Source organism: Lysinibacillus sphaericus (genome assembly GCF_005217585.1).
Lineage (GTDB): Bacteria > Bacillota > Bacilli > Bacillales_A > Planococcaceae > Lysinibacillus > Lysinibacillus sphaericus.
In genome coordinates, this window is the sequence record NZ_SZPT01000004.1 from 93,117 (window position 1) to 110,077 (window position 16,961).

14 protein-coding genes are annotated in these 16,961 nt (G+C 37.7%); all 14 read right to left on the minus strand.

The features are described 5' to 3' along the window. Nucleotides 1–6: 6 nt before the first annotated feature. Nucleotides 7–1,086, minus strand: a complete 1,080-nt coding sequence (locus tag FC748_RS16640) for an AI-2E family transporter (protein WP_024361388.1) — start codon at nt 1,084–1,086, stop codon at nt 7–9. A gap of 341 nt (nt 1,087–1,427) precedes the next feature. Further along, on the minus strand, nt 1,428–3,125 hold the full coding sequence (locus FC748_RS16645; RefSeq protein ID WP_024361389.1) for a M3 family oligoendopeptidase: 1,698 nt from the start codon (nt 3,123–3,125) through the stop codon (nt 1,428–1,430). Nucleotides 3,126–3,206: 81 nt separating this feature from the next. Further along, nucleotides 3,207–3,782: a YdcF family protein gene (locus tag FC748_RS16650; protein WP_108030815.1), complete on the minus strand. Its 576-nt coding sequence runs from the start codon at nt 3,780–3,782 to the stop codon at nt 3,207–3,209. Between the two features lie 371 nt (nt 3,783–4,153). Next, entirely contained in the window at nt 4,154–5,896 is a 1,743-nt protein-coding gene (locus FC748_RS16655) for a methyl-accepting chemotaxis protein (protein WP_024361391.1), read from the minus strand. Between the two features lie 214 nt (nt 5,897–6,110). Continuing rightward, the gene (locus FC748_RS16660; RefSeq protein WP_108030814.1) at nt 6,111–7,862 is read right to left on the minus strand and encodes a methyl-accepting chemotaxis protein; all 1,752 of its coding nucleotides are present in this window, start codon (nt 7,860–7,862) and stop codon (nt 6,111–6,113) included. Between the two features lie 89 nt (nt 7,863–7,951). Continuing rightward, nucleotides 7,952–9,247 (minus strand): arsenic transporter, encoded by a 1,296-nt coding sequence (locus FC748_RS16665; protein ID WP_108030813.1) that lies wholly within the window; start codon nt 9,245–9,247, stop codon nt 7,952–7,954. A 121-nt stretch (nt 9,248–9,368) separates the two neighbouring features. Beyond that, a complete protein-coding gene (locus FC748_RS16670; protein WP_024361394.1) occupies nt 9,369–10,088 on the minus strand; it encodes a YebC/PmpR family DNA-binding transcriptional regulator in 720 nt (239 codons plus the stop codon). Between the two features lie 220 nt (nt 10,089–10,308). Next, complete coding sequence (locus tag FC748_RS16675) at nt 10,309–10,773, minus strand: low molecular weight protein-tyrosine-phosphatase (RefSeq protein WP_108030812.1); 465 nt, start codon at nt 10,771–10,773, stop codon at nt 10,309–10,311. 187 nt (nt 10,774–10,960) lie between these two features. Then, a complete protein-coding gene (locus tag FC748_RS16680; RefSeq protein ID WP_024361396.1) occupies nt 10,961–11,569 on the minus strand; it encodes a lysophospholipid acyltransferase family protein in 609 nt (202 codons plus the stop codon). 88 nt (nt 11,570–11,657) lie between these two features. Then, complete coding sequence (locus FC748_RS16685) at nt 11,658–12,488, minus strand: putative RNA methyltransferase (protein ID WP_108030811.1); 831 nt, start codon at nt 12,486–12,488, stop codon at nt 11,658–11,660. Further along, on the minus strand, nt 12,488–13,855 hold the full coding sequence (locus tag FC748_RS16690; protein WP_193768804.1) for an MATE family efflux transporter: 1,368 nt from the start codon (nt 13,853–13,855) through the stop codon (nt 12,488–12,490). The genes FC748_RS16685 and FC748_RS16690 overlap by 1 nt, the downstream gene beginning before the upstream one ends. 155 nt (nt 13,856–14,010) lie before the next feature. Further along, nucleotides 14,011–14,778: a tyrosine-protein phosphatase gene (locus FC748_RS16695; RefSeq protein ID WP_108030809.1), complete on the minus strand. Its 768-nt coding sequence runs from the start codon at nt 14,776–14,778 to the stop codon at nt 14,011–14,013. A 566-nt stretch (nt 14,779–15,344) separates the two neighbouring features. Further along, on the minus strand, nt 15,345–16,304 hold the full coding sequence (locus tag FC748_RS16700; RefSeq protein ID WP_108030808.1) for an ABC transporter substrate-binding protein: 960 nt from the start codon (nt 16,302–16,304) through the stop codon (nt 15,345–15,347). Between the two features lies 1 nt (nt 16,305). After that, nucleotides 16,306–16,848 (minus strand): cobalamin adenosyltransferase family protein, encoded by a 543-nt coding sequence (locus FC748_RS16705; protein WP_108030807.1) that lies wholly within the window; start codon nt 16,846–16,848, stop codon nt 16,306–16,308. Nucleotides 16,849–16,961: the final 113 nt, after the last annotated feature.

The window sequence follows — 16,961 nt, forward strand, 5'->3', positions numbered from 1 at the left end:
CGACCCCTATACTGACTTCGTAGCCTTTTTCTTTATCGCATTTCGTTCATCATAAATATTCGAAACAATTACCTTTAGTACCGCATAGAATGGTACGGCAATAATAATCCCAATAAAGCCTGCTATATTACCGGCTGCTAAAATAATCGTAATAACTGTTAACGGATGGATATCAAGCGATTTCCCCATAACATTCGGTGTAATAAAGTTACTATCAATCTGCTGTGCAATAAGTGTAACGACGCTTACCCACACAACAAGCATCGGATCTTGAATTACGGCTACAATAACTGCTGGTGCAAGAGCAATCCACGGTCCAATAAACGGAATCATATTCATAAAGAAGGCAAAAATCACAAGCAATAATGAATACTCTAAGCCAATTATTAAATACCCAACATACATAATAAGTGCTAGTAAAAAACTGATTTGTAGTTGCCCTTGAATATAGCTACGTAATACATCATCTATCTCACTTAATGTCTTTTTAATCCATTCACGACGCTCACCAGTAAAATATTTATAAATGGAAGGCGCAAATTTCTCATGGTCCTTCAACATAAAAATGAAGAAAAATGGAATTAAAATCGCTAGTAAAGAAACTGACACCAGTGATTGGATAAATGATACAAGCCATTTACTTGCTACCACCGCAATGTCCTGTACAGAATTAGCAAGATAATCAATAAAATCTTTTAATTGTGGTGGGAAATTATCTTTATTTTTGAATACATAATCAGCGGCCTCTTGAATGCTTGAACTAATCATCGGTGCATTTTTTGCCAGATTATTAAGCTGGGTAGCAATCGGATTACCAATAATCCAACCAAAGCCGACCACTATGGCAATCAGTCCAACGACAATTGTTAAAATACTCGACCACCTTGGCCATCTACGCTTTTCTAAAAAACGTTGAATTGGCTCGGTCACATAATACAACACACCCCCAAGTAGTAACGGCACAAAAATCGCTTTTAAAATCATAGCAAGCGGTGTGAAAATCCAATGAATCTCTATAAAATATTTAAGTATTAGTAAAACTAGTAAAATCCCTATACCTACCTGGAACCATACCTTCCTCGTCACTTTCTTCACTTCCTTTTATCACAGTTACTGAAAATACTACTTATATATTAACCATTTCGCAAGTATCCTAGTATCGATTACATAGATAACAAGCAAAAAAACAACTTATCTTGGACAATTTTTATAGAAAACATATTCTTGCTTTTGCAATAAATAAAAAATTAGAAGGGTTCACTAGTTGTTGGTAGCGAAGGCGGTGACTCCTGCTCAGAACGCACAAAGCGTAAGACGCGGGCAATAACGGCGTAGCAAAAAAGTGTTAGATTGATTGCAATCAATCTAACACTTGCTAATTTCTTATAGAGCCACTATATTAGCTCTGCACAGTTTCTATCTAACATCTACAACTTTGTATCATCCACTGAATTTAAGTAGTCCTCAATCACACCGATTACTGATTCTACACAGCCATCCTCAAACGGAGAAATTAAGCCCGCTTCCTTCACAAGCTTTGTAAATGACATGGAACCGCCTAAGCCACATAAATGGATATAATCCTTCCATGCTGCGTCAAACTCTTCACGTGAACGTTTCCAAAATTGGAACGCACAAATTTGCGCTAACGTGTAGTCGATATAATAGAACGGGCTTGCATAAATATGTGCCTGACGTTGCCATATACCACCTGACTCTAAATAGCTATTACCATCATAGTCACGGTGTGGTAAATAGGTTTGCTCGATTTTTTTCCATGCAGCTTTACGCTCAGCAGGTGTCATCTCTGGATTTTCGTAAATAACATGTTGGAATTCATCAACAGCAACACCGTAAGGAAGAAATAATAAGCCACTGCTTAAATGTGTAAATTTATATTTCTCCGTGTCTTCTTTGAAGAATAATTCCATCCAAGGCCATGTGAAAAACTCCATACTCATCGAATGGATTTCGCATGATTCATATGTTGGCCATAAATATTCTGGGATGCCAATATCACGGCTTGAGAATACTTGGAAGGCATGTCCAGCCTCATGTGTTAACACATCAATATCACCTGATGTACCGTTAAAGTTCGAGAAAATAAACGGCGAATGATAATTTTCAATAAACGTACAATAGCCGCCACTTTCTTTCCCCTTTTTCGCAACTAAATCCATTAGGTCATGGTCAATCATAAAGTTGAAAAATTCACCCGTTTCAGGAGATAGTTCTTCATACATTTTTTTACCGTTTGCCACTATCCAATTTGCATCACCCTTTGGCGTAGCATTACCTGTTAAGAAGTTTAAAGCTTCATCATAAAATTTTAAGTCTGAAATCCCGATTCGCTTTGCTTGACGCTCAAATAGTTTTGTTGCAACTGGCACGATTAAATCACGTACTTGGTCACGGAATTTCTTGACCATTTCAGCATTATAATCAATTCGGTTCATACGGATATAGCCAAGCTCTACATAATTTTTATAGCCTAATTTTACAGCAATTTCATGACGCACTTTAACTAGCTCATCATATAAGCGATCAAATTCCGCTTCATGCTCAGCAAAAAAGCCAAAACGAGCTTCTGTAGCAGCCTTACGCATTGCTCGATCTGTCGATTCTGTATAAGGTCCTAACTGTGCTAGCGTTAATGTTTCACCGTTAAAGTCAATCTGTGCTGAAGCAACTAGTTTATTATATTCTGATACTAGTTTGTTCTCCTTTTGCATTAAATCAATGACTTTCGGTGAAAATCCTTTAATTTGATAGGATGCTAAATCAAATAACTGTTGCCCCCATTTTTCTTCTAACTGCTCGCGGAATGGTGAAGCGATTAATGCTTTATAATATTCGGTTGTGATTTCTTCAAGCTCAGGGCCTACTTCATCAAAATAATCACGTTCTTCTTGGTAAAATGAATCGTGGGTATCAATCGATGCTCGAATGTAGACGAGGTTTGCCATTGTCGCATATTCATTACTCAGTTCATTTAATTTTTCAATTAGTTCGCTTTGTGCCTCAACCGATTGTGCTTCTTTAAATTGCTCGATTAAAGCTAACTGTTGCTCTTTCATCGCCTCCACGTTCGGACGGCTGTATACATAATCTTTAAACGTTGTCATAGAAGTACCCTCTTTCTGTCGTTTACTCATTATATTTCTATTATATGCCAAATATATAATGGAAAGAAAGTAAATATATCATTAATGACCAATGATATATGTTTTTAATAATGCAGCTCTTTCCCGTAGTGTTAACTTCGCTTCCACAGATTTTGGGGTTTTGGCAACAACGACATCTGCCTCTAAATCAAGCTTATTCGCTAAATACTTCGCTCGTTGTAAATGGAAATCATTCGACACAATCGTAATTTGCTTTGTCCCTGCTGGTAGTAATTCTTTTGAAAATAATAAGTTTTCATATGTCGATGTGGATTGCTCTTCCATTAAAATTCGTTCAGCTTCAATGCCATTGTCTTCTAGGTAGGTAAACATTGATGATGCCTCTGTTCTATCCTCATCTGTTCCCTGTCCACCCGAGACGATTACCTTAACATGCGGGTATTGATTGAGATAGGTTACAGCCTCTTCCAATCTACTTTTTAAAGATAGTGATAACACACCACCTGGCTTTACTTTTGCTCCAAGCACGATAACATATGGTGCTGTTCCATCTGCAACTGGCTGTGTGCCTCGTTTCATTTCTTGTCCTAACCATATATAAAGAGCACTACCTATACAAACAACAATTATGATGCCTCCCACTATCCACCTTTTCATATGCAACACCCCTTTATACTAACAACGTCTTGCCTATAAAAAAGATGCTTGTACAAAAGAGAAAATGTGTTAGATTGACTGCCATCAATCTAACACATTTTTTGCTGCGCCGTTGTCCGCTTCGGCGGTGCTTTCCGCTCAGCACACGTAAGCCGCAACCCTAGCTAACGCGCGGAATGCCAGCGTCTTACGCTGCGTGCGTCCCGGAGGAGTCACCGCCTCCGCTACTAACTACTAGTGAACCCTACTAAATTTTTATTTATTGCAAAAGCAAGAATAGCTAAGTTAGCTAGTTCTCCATATAGCAAAAATTTATGAACAGCTTTCCTCGTTTCTTTAATTTTTTTAGTTATGTCCCAGCCTCTAAATGGTTATCTTATTGTAAAACGTTGAATAGATTCCTGTAATGCTGAAATTTCGTCTGTTAAATCATTAGATGATTCGCTAATAAGCTGAATAGCTCTCTGTTGCTCGTCAACTGATGCTGTGACTTCTTCTGAGGAAGCTGCATTTTTCTCACTAATCAGCGCGATACTTTCAATCGATTGCATAATATCTTCCTTAGAGCTATTTAAATATTCTACGCCCGCCGTCATCTCTCCAATATTTACTATAATCTCTCCGACAGACGCTTCTATCTCATTAAATGAAGATTCCATCATACTAACTGAATTATTTTGCTCACGGACAATGATATTTGTTTTTTGCATCTCATCATTTACTAAGTTCGTTTCACTTTCAATACCTCGTAACGTCGTGCGTACCAAATCTGTTGCAACAGATGTTTGATCTGCTAGCTTACGTACTTCCTCCGCTACTACAGCAAAGCCTTTGCCATGCTCACCAGCACGCGCTGCTTCAATCGATGCATTTAATGCAAGAAGATTCGTTTGATCGGAAATTTCATTGATTGTGCCCACAATACCTTCAATTTCTCTTACTTTAACAATTAAGCTATTGAACACTGTTTGAACACTGTTAATAAGCGCAGAAGATTCTTGTGATTTGTGTTTCAAACTGTTTAAATTCACAAGCCCTTCTTCATTGGACTGCTTCATTTTTTGAGAAGCATCCAACATTAATTCATTTTTATCATGTAGCTCTACAATTTGCTGTGCAAATGCAATCGCTGTACGATTTGTATCCTCTGCGTCTGATGCTTGTTTCACTGCCCCTCTTGATACCTCATTAATCGCTTTGACAATTTCATCACCGTAAGCATTTGTTTCCTCTGCAACGGCTGTTAAATTGGACGAAGTCGATTGAATTTCGACAATGGCCTCCTCAACATCTGTAATTAGTGTCTTTAATTGATCTACCATATCATTAAAACCAGTATTCAATTGACCAATTTCATCTGATCGTTGTAGGTTTTCAATTTCAACGGTTAAATTACCTTGTGCCACTTCATGGACACGCTTCGATAAGTTTTTAACTGGTAAAGCCAAATGTCTAGACACAAAAATTACAATGACGGTACCAATAATAATGGCACCCAATAATGTTAGACCAATAACCAATAACAATGAATTAGCTTCCTTATTAAAATCTTGCATATATGTACCAGATGCGACAATCCATCCCCAATGTGGATCTTTTGCAGAATAGATGATTTTATCCGCTAATACGTCCTGACCTGGAAGTGTAAACTCATATTCCGTAAAGCCACCGCCTTGTAATGCTCGCTCGGTTACATCACGAATAAAATACTTTCCACTGCTATCTTGATCATCCCACAAGTTATCCCCTTCGCGAGTAGGATGTGTAGTTAATGTTCCTTTGTCGTCTAAAACATAGATATAACCATACTCTCCTAGATTTCCAGGATAATTAATTGGTCGTTTTCCCTCACTATCCTTTGGACCAAGCAGCGCTTCTCGTACTCTTTCCTGCGCAACCTCCAAAGGGATGTCACCTTTTTCTACACTTTCATTTGCAAGTTCGATTAATTGTAAAGTAGACTCAACACTATTTTGAATAACTTGTTCGCCTAAACCTTCCATACCATCCTTTGCTTTCCCATAACTGACTATACCAATGATTAAGCTCGGCACTATTAGTAATGCCATTGAAACGATAATTAATTTCCCCTGTATTGAACGTAAAAATTTCATGCTTTACACCCCTTTTTACTTCGTTCATTTAAAGCATTAATATTAATCTATATTATGGAATGGTTTTATAGTTTACACAATATGTATTTCACAATAAATGTGTAGAATACTCACCTTTTCGTTTAAATATGCTAATATACACATTTTTCCCACAGAAAAAAAACTATCTTTCTACAGGGATACAATGAGTAGAAAAATAGTTTTTTGATATTCTTTATAATTTAAATGTATTAATCGCTTCAATTACCTCTTTAGATGTGCGTTCCAAAATTTCTACTACTTCATTTAATTCTGAAACCATTGCCACCTGTAAATCTGAAGCAGTTGCAACTTCTTTCGTACCTAAGGCACTTTGCTGCGCAATATTTTGCATTTGCTCTATCGTCGCTAAGATTTCTTCTGAACCGGCTGACATTTCTTCGATTACTGCAGAGTCATCTTGAATTTTATTGTTAACCATTGCAACCGATTGTAAAATTTGTGAAAGGCTTGTACCAATTTGTTGCACCGCTTCATTCCCCGCTTGCACATCTTCCGTACTTTGTGCCATTTCAGAAAGAGCACGGTCCGTAATATCTTTAAAGCTTACTAAATGTTTTTGAATATCATCAGCAGAAGTCTTAGACATTTCAGCCAACTTACGTACTTCATCTGCTACTACTGCAAAGCCTTTTCCAGCTTCCCCAGCTCTCGCCGCTTCAATAGCAGCATTTAATGCAAGTAGGTTTGTTTGATCGGCAATATTGGTAATGACTAGCACCATATCTTCAATTGAACGGAATTTATTGCCCATCTCTTCAACATGTCCTGCTGTACGCAACACAGAAGATTCAACATTTTGGATTTGCGAAATAACCTCTTGAGAATGGTTTACATTGGACTCTACTAATCCCGTCATTGCACTGGAAGACTCAGCGATTTCGGAAGTTGTATCAGCTAAACGTTGGATGCCAATGGACATTTCATTCATTGTTAACAAAACCTCATTATTGTTTTGCTGGTGCTGTTCACTACCTGCCGCAATTTCAATAATACGGTCTGCAATTTTTGAGTTTGATGCTTCAACCTGCTGTGAAGTAGCATCTATTTTGCCAACAACCTCTCGTAAAGCAACCGTGCGAAGTTGAATCGTTTGGAAAGTGTCTTTTAATTTTATCAACGATTCCTTAAAAGCATTGGCGAAAACGGCAATTTCATTTTTACCTTTAAACTGTAATTTCTCGACTGCTTCCGTTGCTTGAACAATATCACCACGTGCAAAGTATTCAGCTGCTTCCCCTAAAGAACTGAGTGGTTTTAATGAACGGTTAATATAACGATACATGATGACCATTCCAACCACCGTTAATACGAACATAATCGCAATAAGGGCTGGTAAAACTGAAGTTAATACCGTATTCGTTACGCCACTTACTTGTGTTGCATCAATATCTACACCAACAAAGGCAACAATCGTACCGGATTCATCTTTTAATGGCACCGTACCCGATAAATAATCTCCAAAGTCACTACTATGTAATATTGCGGAATAATAGCTACCTGTAGCCATTACTTTTTCAAGATCCTTATAGTAAGTAGAAGATGATTCCGAATTGATAGCACCTGCATTTTCTTGGTCATCTTTAGGCATACCATCAACTAAAAATCTTACTTTCTGATCTTCCTTTGGTACCGCAAATGTATAAGCATAAAGCACGCCATTTTTTTCTCGTAAATCGTTTAATTGCTCTCTTAGCTCCCAGTAAAGTTTAGACTCCGATGGTTTTTTCGAAAGCTCAATATAATCATCCGCATTTAACTGTTTTGCAATGTTTTCTGCTACCGCTACTGCCTGTGACCCCATTGTTTTATTTACAGATGATTTTGCTGTGTAAATCGTCGTGACGATAAAACCAATTAATAAAGCGACTAATGTCATTAATGAAATTAAAATAATTTTATTACTTAACTTATTTGCTCTGCTCATATTTTGGCACACTTTCCTTCTTCATTTTGCTAGTATAATAACTAATTATTACCTAAAAATTTATTTTTTCAACTATTTTGACTTTAATACTATAATATTATTGCTAGCCAAGCGCATAATGCGAGTAATGTAACAAGCAGTGTCGGGATCGTTAGGATAATACCTATCTTAAAGTACTGACCCCAACTGATTTTAATGCCTTTTTGCGCCAATATATGAAGCCATAACAATGTAGCTAAGGAACCAATCGGTGTTATTTTCGGCCCTAGGTTTGTGCCTATTACATTAGCATAAATAAGTCCTGCTTTGATTGTTCCTGTCGCACTTGTTTCAGCAATAGCTAAAGCATCTATCATCACCGTCGGCAAATTATTCATAACGGCTGACAAAATGGCTGCTACAAATCCCATCGTTAGTGTCGCTACAAATAAGCCTTGCTGAACGGCATGTTCTAACACATCGGCTAACAACCCCGTAAGCCCTACATTTTTCAAACCATAAACGACTACGTACATTCCTATTGAAAAGAACACTATACTCCACGGGGCACCTTTCATAACCCTCTGCGTATCAATATTTTTACTTCTCTGTGCCAACCATAAAAAAATTAGCGCAACACTACATAAAATAAATGACACTGGAATAATAAAATATTCACTAAATAAAAACCCAATTAATAATATTGCTATAACGTACCACGAGATGTGGAATAATTTTTTATCTCGAATGGCAACAGTTGGTTGAACCACCGCCTCCATCGAGTACTGCTTCGGAATAGCCTTTCTGAAAAAAACATATAGCACGAGTATACTAGCTATTAAAGAAACGATATTCGGCACTACCATATGCACCGCATATTCTATAAAGCCAATATCAAAAAAATCCGCTGATACAATATTTGTTAAATTACTAATCACCAGTGGTAACGATGTTGTATCTGCTATAAATCCACTTGCAATAATAAACGGAAAAACCTTTTGCTCTGTTAAGTTTAACTTTCTTACCATCGCTAATACGATTGGCGTTAATATCAATGCTGCACCATCGTTCGCAAATAGTGCTGAAACAATCGCTCCTAAGCAACCTATATAGATGAATAAACGAATACCACTACCTCTTGCAAGTCGTGCCATATGTAATGCAGCCCATTCAAAAAATCCGATTTCATCCAAAATCAGAGAAATAATAATAATGCCTATAAATGATAATGTAGCATTCCACACAATGTCAGTTACCGCCACAACATCATGCCATGTTACAACGCCCAACATTAAGGCAAATGCTGCACCAATACAGGCGGACCAGCCAATAGATAATTTACGTGGTTGCACAATGACTAAAAATAACGTCACTAAAAAAATAACGATTGCTAATAAGGTTTGCACAATTCTCCCCCTTAATAAATTTCCACATTTGCTTATCTGTGCCCATTTTCCGAGCCTACGCAAAAAGCATAAGTAAAAACCAGTAGCAAAGGTTTGCTACTGGCCTGACTGATAATAAAAACTATTCACCTAAATCTGCGTTATGGTAAACGTTTTGTACATCATCTAAATCTTCTAAAGCATCAATTAGTTTTTCAAATTTTGCTATATCGTCACCTGTTAATGTCACTTCTGTTTGAGGAAGCATTGAAAGCTCTGCAACGGTAAATTCTTGAACACCTGCCGCCTTCAGCGCTTCTTGTGCAGCAAAGAATTGATCTGGCTCAGCATAAACGATAACAGTATCTTCTTCTTCAAGAATATCACGAGCATCGACATCTGCTTCCATTAAAATTTCAAGTACTTCATCTGCTGTCTTACCTTCTAAACCAATAACTGCTGTTGAATCAAACATATACGCAACAGAACCACTTACACCCATGTTACCGTTGTTTTTACCAAATGCTGCACGTACATCAGATGCAGTACGGTTCACATTGTTTGTTAAAGCATCCACGATTAGCATTGTGCCAGCCGGTCCAAAACCTTCGTAGCGTAATTCGTCGAAGTTTTCGTCACCGCCACCTTTTGCTTTTTCGATCGCTTTTTCAATAATATGTTTAGGAACACTGTAAGTTTTAGCACGTTCAAGAACAACTTTAAGAGCGCGATTTGATTCAGGATCTGGTTCGCCTGATTTTGCTGCTACATAAATTTCGCGACCGAATTTTGCATTAACACGACTTGTGCTTTGGTCTTTTGACGCCTTCTTTTCTTTAATATTGTTCCACTTACGACCCATTGTTTCCACTCTCTTTCAAAAATAAAGTTTATAAAAATCATAGATGCACATTTACACATCTGCAAATGGTATTTAAATACTTTTCGTATCTTTACTCTGCAAATAATAACATATTGATGCCTTCAAAGCTAGATATGCCAATGTTTAAGGTAATCTTTTCACATGGGGAAATTACATAATATTTACCATTTTAAGACAAAAATAATCGTGAAGCTAGTGCCTATAACTTGTTGTCAAACTTAATTTTTTCTAATAATGCCTGACAGCCCTCTAATACTAGATCATAAGTTTCCTGAAAATCACCTGTATAGTATGGATCAGGTACATCCATTTGATGGTCCGTTAAATCTAAAAAACGAAAAATCTTCGGTGAATCTGGATTACCTAGCATCGTAAAAATATTACGAACATTATTTTCATCCATCCCTACAATATAATCAAATTGATCAAAATCATGTTTTTGTAGCTGTCTTCCTTGCATTCCCTTTGTCGCTATACCATATTCTCGTAACTTGTCTTGTGTTCCACGGTGGGGTGGCTCACCGATATGCCATGAGCTTGTTGCAGCGGAATCTACGTCGATTTTGTCGGTCAACTGTGCTTTTTCTATTAAATCTCGCATGACTGCCTCAGCCATTGGTGAGCGACAAATATTTCCTAGGCAAACGAATAGTACATGTATCATAAATTCAATTACCCCTTGTCGTAATTGCGTCCAAATTTTTTTCGAGCATGCTCGAAAACCTCCTCCAAAAAATCTATGACATCCGCCAGGGCTCTTAACTTGATTCGACTTGACCTTAGCTAAATCGAGTTAAGAGCCTCCTACGACAAAGCACCCAAAATCAACGAGATTCTGAGTGCTTACTGTATTATTTTTTATCTGCTGCAATGCGTTTATTCAATTCTTCTGTTAAAGCAATTAACTCATGCTCAAGATGGTGTGTAAATTCCTCACGACCTTCTTTTCCTTTCCCTGTCACATAAAACGGCTCTCCATAGATAAGATAACCCTTTCCTCGTTTAAAGACATCGCCAGCATTTCGCGCTCCAACGTAAGCGGCTGGAACGATTTGAGTTTTGGACAGTTGTGCTATGGTGATAGCACCCTGCTTTAAATCTGTTCCTTCTGAATTACGAGTACCTGATGGGAAAATCCCAACAATTTTTCCCTCTTTCAGCAACTGTGAGGGAATTTTGATTACACTTGGCCCGGGATTATCACGATCAACAGGAAAGGCATTTAAATGATTAATAAGCCATCCTAGCCCTTTGATATCAAACAATTGCTTTTTCGCCATAAAGTGAATTTCACGAGGCATGACCGCAACACCTAAATTTAATATATCCACATAGCCTGTATGTGTACACGCAATAATAAACCCACCTTCCTTTGGTAAGTTATGCGCATCATATACACGAGCCTTTGAACCTGTTAATTTTAATATTAATTTGACAAGATTTGCCGTAAATTTATACACTGTTTTATTCCTACCTTATTCAATAGTTATTACTATTGTAATCGAAAAGTGCTGTATACCGCAATTGTCCAAGTCAAATCGCTCTAATTTAGACCTGACCGATTAAGATATCAACATCAATCGTTATTTCACTGACGTCCACTGCTGTTTGCTGTGCTTTATGCCAGCCCATTGGCGTCATTTCAAGCAATGCTGGTACAAGCATTGCAGCAAGTGGAACCGTATAAGTAATGCGTTCTACTGTAGCCTTTGTAAAACATTCACGAAAGCGTTCGACCGTTTGCTCATTGGAGTACGTTTCTTTAGTCGAATCAGCGTAAAGCTGCGCTCGTAATTGTTGCAAATAACCACTTTGCGGAACCACTTTTACAACGCATCCTCCAGTTGTAAGTAGCCGTTTAAATTCTTCATAATTTGCTGGGGACAAAATATTTAATATGACATCGAAGCTATGCTTAGCAAAGGGACTTTTCGCTAAATCTCCTACACACCAAATTTGCTCTGGGTAATGGCGAGCAGCAGCAAGGATTCCCTCTTTTGCAATATCAATGCCTACACCGATACTATCTCTTTCAGACAGTATGCGAGCTAAATGCGAACCCTCTCCACAGCCGGTATCCAGCACCGTTTTTGCTTGTCCTATTAATTCTGCTATTTTCTCCTCTAGAGGATCGTACACCCCACTATCAATTATCTTTTTGCGGGATTCAAAAAGATCCTTGCTATATTTAGAGGTTGCTCCATGCGTTAGCATATTGACATAGCCTTGCTTGGCGATATCAAAAGAATGGTTTGCTGTACATGTCAACCTCCCTTGCTCATACACTTGCATGGACTCCTGACAAATTGGACAAGCAAATAGCTCAATATTTGCATTTATTAATGCCGCTCCTGCAGCTCGTTTAGAAATGGCCCCCACTATATTTCCCTCCTTTTTTCTGTTGGCGAAACAATGGCAAAACGCTCCCATTTTCTACTTTTCCACCTAAAGTATACGATAATAGCACGCATCCATTCATCTGCTGAAATAGCTAACCAAATTCCTACTAATCCCCAATCTAAAACAAATACAAATAAATAGCCCAGCGGCAAACTCATGCATACCATTGATAAAAATCCGATTTTAACAGGAAACCTTGCATCACCTGAAGCACGTAATGAATTAATAACGACGATATTCATTGTACGACCTGTTTCTAACAATATACTTAATGCTAAAACAGATCCGCCGATTGCGATAATCTCTGGATTATCTGTAAATAGGCTCATGAACTGCGTACGGAAAATTGTAACAACACTCACCATCAGTATCGTGAAAATAAAAGCTGAGCGCACGCTTACCCATAATTGATGATAGGCCTCATCTTTTTTACCTGCCCCCACATATCGACCTATAATAATCGCCGTCCCTGTACCGATTGCAACTGCAAATAAATATGTAAACATTGAAATATTCATGGCATATTGCCTTGCTGCAAGCGTCTCAGCACCTATATAGGTTGCGTAATAAAGGAAGACAATTTGGCAAAATTGGTAGAGCACTTGCTCAAAAGCAGATGGTAAACCGATATTTAAAATTTTTCGGACATATTCTTTTGAATAGGTGAAATAGTATTCTATCTTCACACGGATCTCCATCACCTGATACAACAGCCACGAAAAAACAAGTACCGCCAGTCCCCTGCTAATAATGGAGGAAATCGCAGCGCCCTTAACACCTAATTCCGGCAGTCCAAAATTCCCAAAGATTAATCCGTAATTTAAGAAGACATGAATAACATTCATTCCAAGCGAAACGTACATGGTCTGTTTCGTCCAACCATGGACACGAATAATGGCTGCTAACGCATTAATAATAGCCTGTAAAAAAATAAAACTACCTATAATGACTAAATAGCTTTGCGCATATTGCAAAACATCGCCCTTTAAATTCATCATCGTCATTAAATGGCTTGAGCCGAAGAAAAAAATCATACTCATAATAAGCCCAACAATTACGTTCATCGTAACTGCTAATGCCGAAATTTTTGTAGCCTCTAAATAGCGTTTCGAACCTAAATATTGCGATACAACAATGGCAGCACCATTGCCCACCACTTCAAGTATTAATATCGCAATATGAATATATTGATTGGCAGCACCAACACCTGAAACTGCATTATCCGACAAAGCACTTAACATCAATGTATCGGCTAATCCCATTAACATAAATAAAAAAACTTCCAAAAAGATCGGCCATGTTAAATGAAATAAACTAAACTGGTCGGTTGAATGTTTCTCTCTCATCGCATGTCCCAACTACTTCACTTCTCTCTATCCATTACATAAAAATCTATTGTATCTTATCACAGATTGGCTTGTTGTATAGGATAGGTAATACAAAAATAATTGAATAGCTACAAAAAAATCCCTCTCACTGCATGGCGTGAAAGGGTGTCTTATTAACATAAGCAATATTCTTGTAATTGCTGTCGTTTTTCTGTTGTTAAGCCAAATTCTTGCTCTAAAAATACGTTTTTTGAACCGTATTTACTATCCATAGCATCAAAGGCGGCTTGCAAATAATCCTCGCGAGCTGACATTAGTGCGTGAAACTGCTGTAATTCATAATCATTAAAAGTATCTTGGATTGCCTGTGCCATGCGCTCTACCATTGGGCGTAAGTAAATATTTGTTTCTAAATAGTCTTGCATAATGGTTTCCTCTGGCACATCTAATGCTAGCAAAATAAGAGCTCCTCCAATACCTGTTCGATCTTTGCCTACTGCACAATGATGAACTAGACCTAGATTATCTGGATTTTGGATTGTTGCCATTAATTTTTTAAATGATACATTGTTAAATGGCATTTGTGCATAAAAATCTCGAAACATCTCAGGACTTACAACTTTATAAAAATTGTGACCACCAGTATTTGTTGGCATCTCAAACGCATGATTTCCCTTTGCAGGAATTTGAATATACTTTGCATCCTTGAATGTTGGATTAGGGTTATTTCGTGCCTCGTGTTCATCTCGGTAATCAAAAATTGTTTTTACCCCTAATGTTTCAAAGCGCACCTTATCCGCTTGTGTCATCTTACCAAGTGCAGCTGAACGATATAGTAAGCCATTCTTTACGATACGACCATCCCTCGTCTTATAGCCACCCATGTCGCGGAAATTCAAGACTGCCTCAAACGGAATAACTTTCATGTCAAACTGTGTCATCCACTACGCCTCCCTTATGTTAGCAATCATTTCTACTTCTATTTTATAGAACAAACAAAGATAATACCAATTATCCAATGCCTTATTTATTCAACTATATTTATTTTAAAACATGAATCACGCTATTGTCCGCTAAGGCAAATGCTTTCTACAAAGGAAGAAATGCCAGCAGGCAACAACGGCATAGCAAAAACAAATAATGGAAAAAAGAGAAAAAGTGTTAGATTGATGACAGTCAATCTAACACTTTTTTGCTGCGCCAGTATTGTCCGCTTCGGCGGTGCTTTCTGCGGGCACACCGTAAGCCGCAACCCTCGCTACGCGCGGTCTGTTGCATCTAACATAATGTGCTTTTCCCGCTAGAGTCACCACCTCCGCTACCAACAACTAGGGAACCCTTCTAATTTATTATTCATTGCAAAAGAAATAATAGTAAATATGTTCTATATATTTTCTTAGCAAAAATTTATCAAAACCAATGTATCTCTATTTAGAATTTTAGGGTTATGTCCCAGCCTCTTTTCTCTTTTGCCTAAGCTATTATGAAAGGTTTTTACCGTTTATCCTTATTTAAATAACTCAGGATATACAGCTTTTGCAACCATCTCAACAGCTTCCCCGATACGAGGTCCTGGACGATTTGAAATATCTGTATCAATAGCATTTACTGCTTTATCTTCAATAGCTGTAATCGTATTCCATCCATCACGTCCTAGAATTTCCCCTACTGGGTCTTTTACATAGTTGACAGTTGTTAAAATAACTTGAGGATTTTTCGCAATAACATCTTCCTCTGCAACCTTTACCCATCCTGTTTGGTCACCAAATACATTGTTGACATTTGCAGCATTTAAAATTTCCTGTTGGAAAGTACCAGCTGCTGTTGTATAAATATCAGGTTTTGGGCTAATTTCTAAGTAAACATTTTTTGGTGTTTCTACACTTTTTACTTTTGCTTGAACATCAGCAATTTTCGCTTTAATCTCTTTGTTTAATTGCTCACCTTTATCTTGTACACCCATCACTTCAGCAAGTTGTTGAATATCTCCATAAACATCTTCAAATGATGCAGCTGATTGAATAACAAATACTTTTACACCTGCATCTTCAAGACCTTTTAGTGCATCTAGTGTCTCTTCATTTCCTGTAGAGTACGCAATGACAACATCTGGCTTTAAGGCTACAATTCGTTCGCTATTAAATGTCACTGAATCTGACACACGTTCGATGTTTTTTGCTTCTTCTGGGTACGTATCATATTCTGTAGCTCCGACAACTTTATCGCCAACACCTAGTGCAAATAAAATTTCTGTGTTACTTGGTTGTAATGACACAACAGTTTTCGGTACTGCATCAAATGCTACTTCTACAGCGCGATCATCCTTAACTTTATAGCCACTTTGCTCAACTTGTTGGTCTGATTTAGATGTATCGTCATTTTTCGCTTTATCTGCTGTGCCGCATCCTGTCAATACAAGCGCAAGCATTAACACAGTAAGCCATTGGAATTTTAATAGTTTTTTCACTTTATTCATTCTCCTTCTTTTTCTTCATTGGATATGATTTACTAATAAACGGGATTTCAGCGATTCCAGCCTGTTGATTCATGTAAACAGCCATAACAAAAAATACATTAGCTAGTAATCCTAAGTAGTCGAAAAGAATGTCCGGTACTTCCCTTTCCTCTGACACTTTGTGTAGCACACGGTACGATTTTTTTGCCTCACTCCGACATAAGTGAAGCGCAGTTGCAGCCCCCGTGCCTTGTGGCAAAACAAAATTTTGAATTTGTTCCTTTACATGTCCTACATAAAAATCATAACGATCACTGAGCCATGATAAATCTTCTTCCGTTACCGCTAGTTTGCCGCGTACCGAGCCATTGACATGATATGCCATTGGCAAAATAGTCAATAAATCTGCCCCAACTACTTCAACTTCTTCGGCTTTTACAGCAGCCAATGCTACACCGATATGCGTTGTTAAACTATCTGTACGGATTTCAAAATCAACTGTAGATATTTTTTCACGCATGAACGGGTAACAAGAATAACGCGCATCTTTTTTCATCTGTAACCCCTTCTTTCTTTCATGAACAGATTTTGCTTAAAAGGTGCATAAAAAAACGTCGCTCCCTAGGGAACGACGAAAATAGCATATATAGTGTTATCTGACGAAGACAG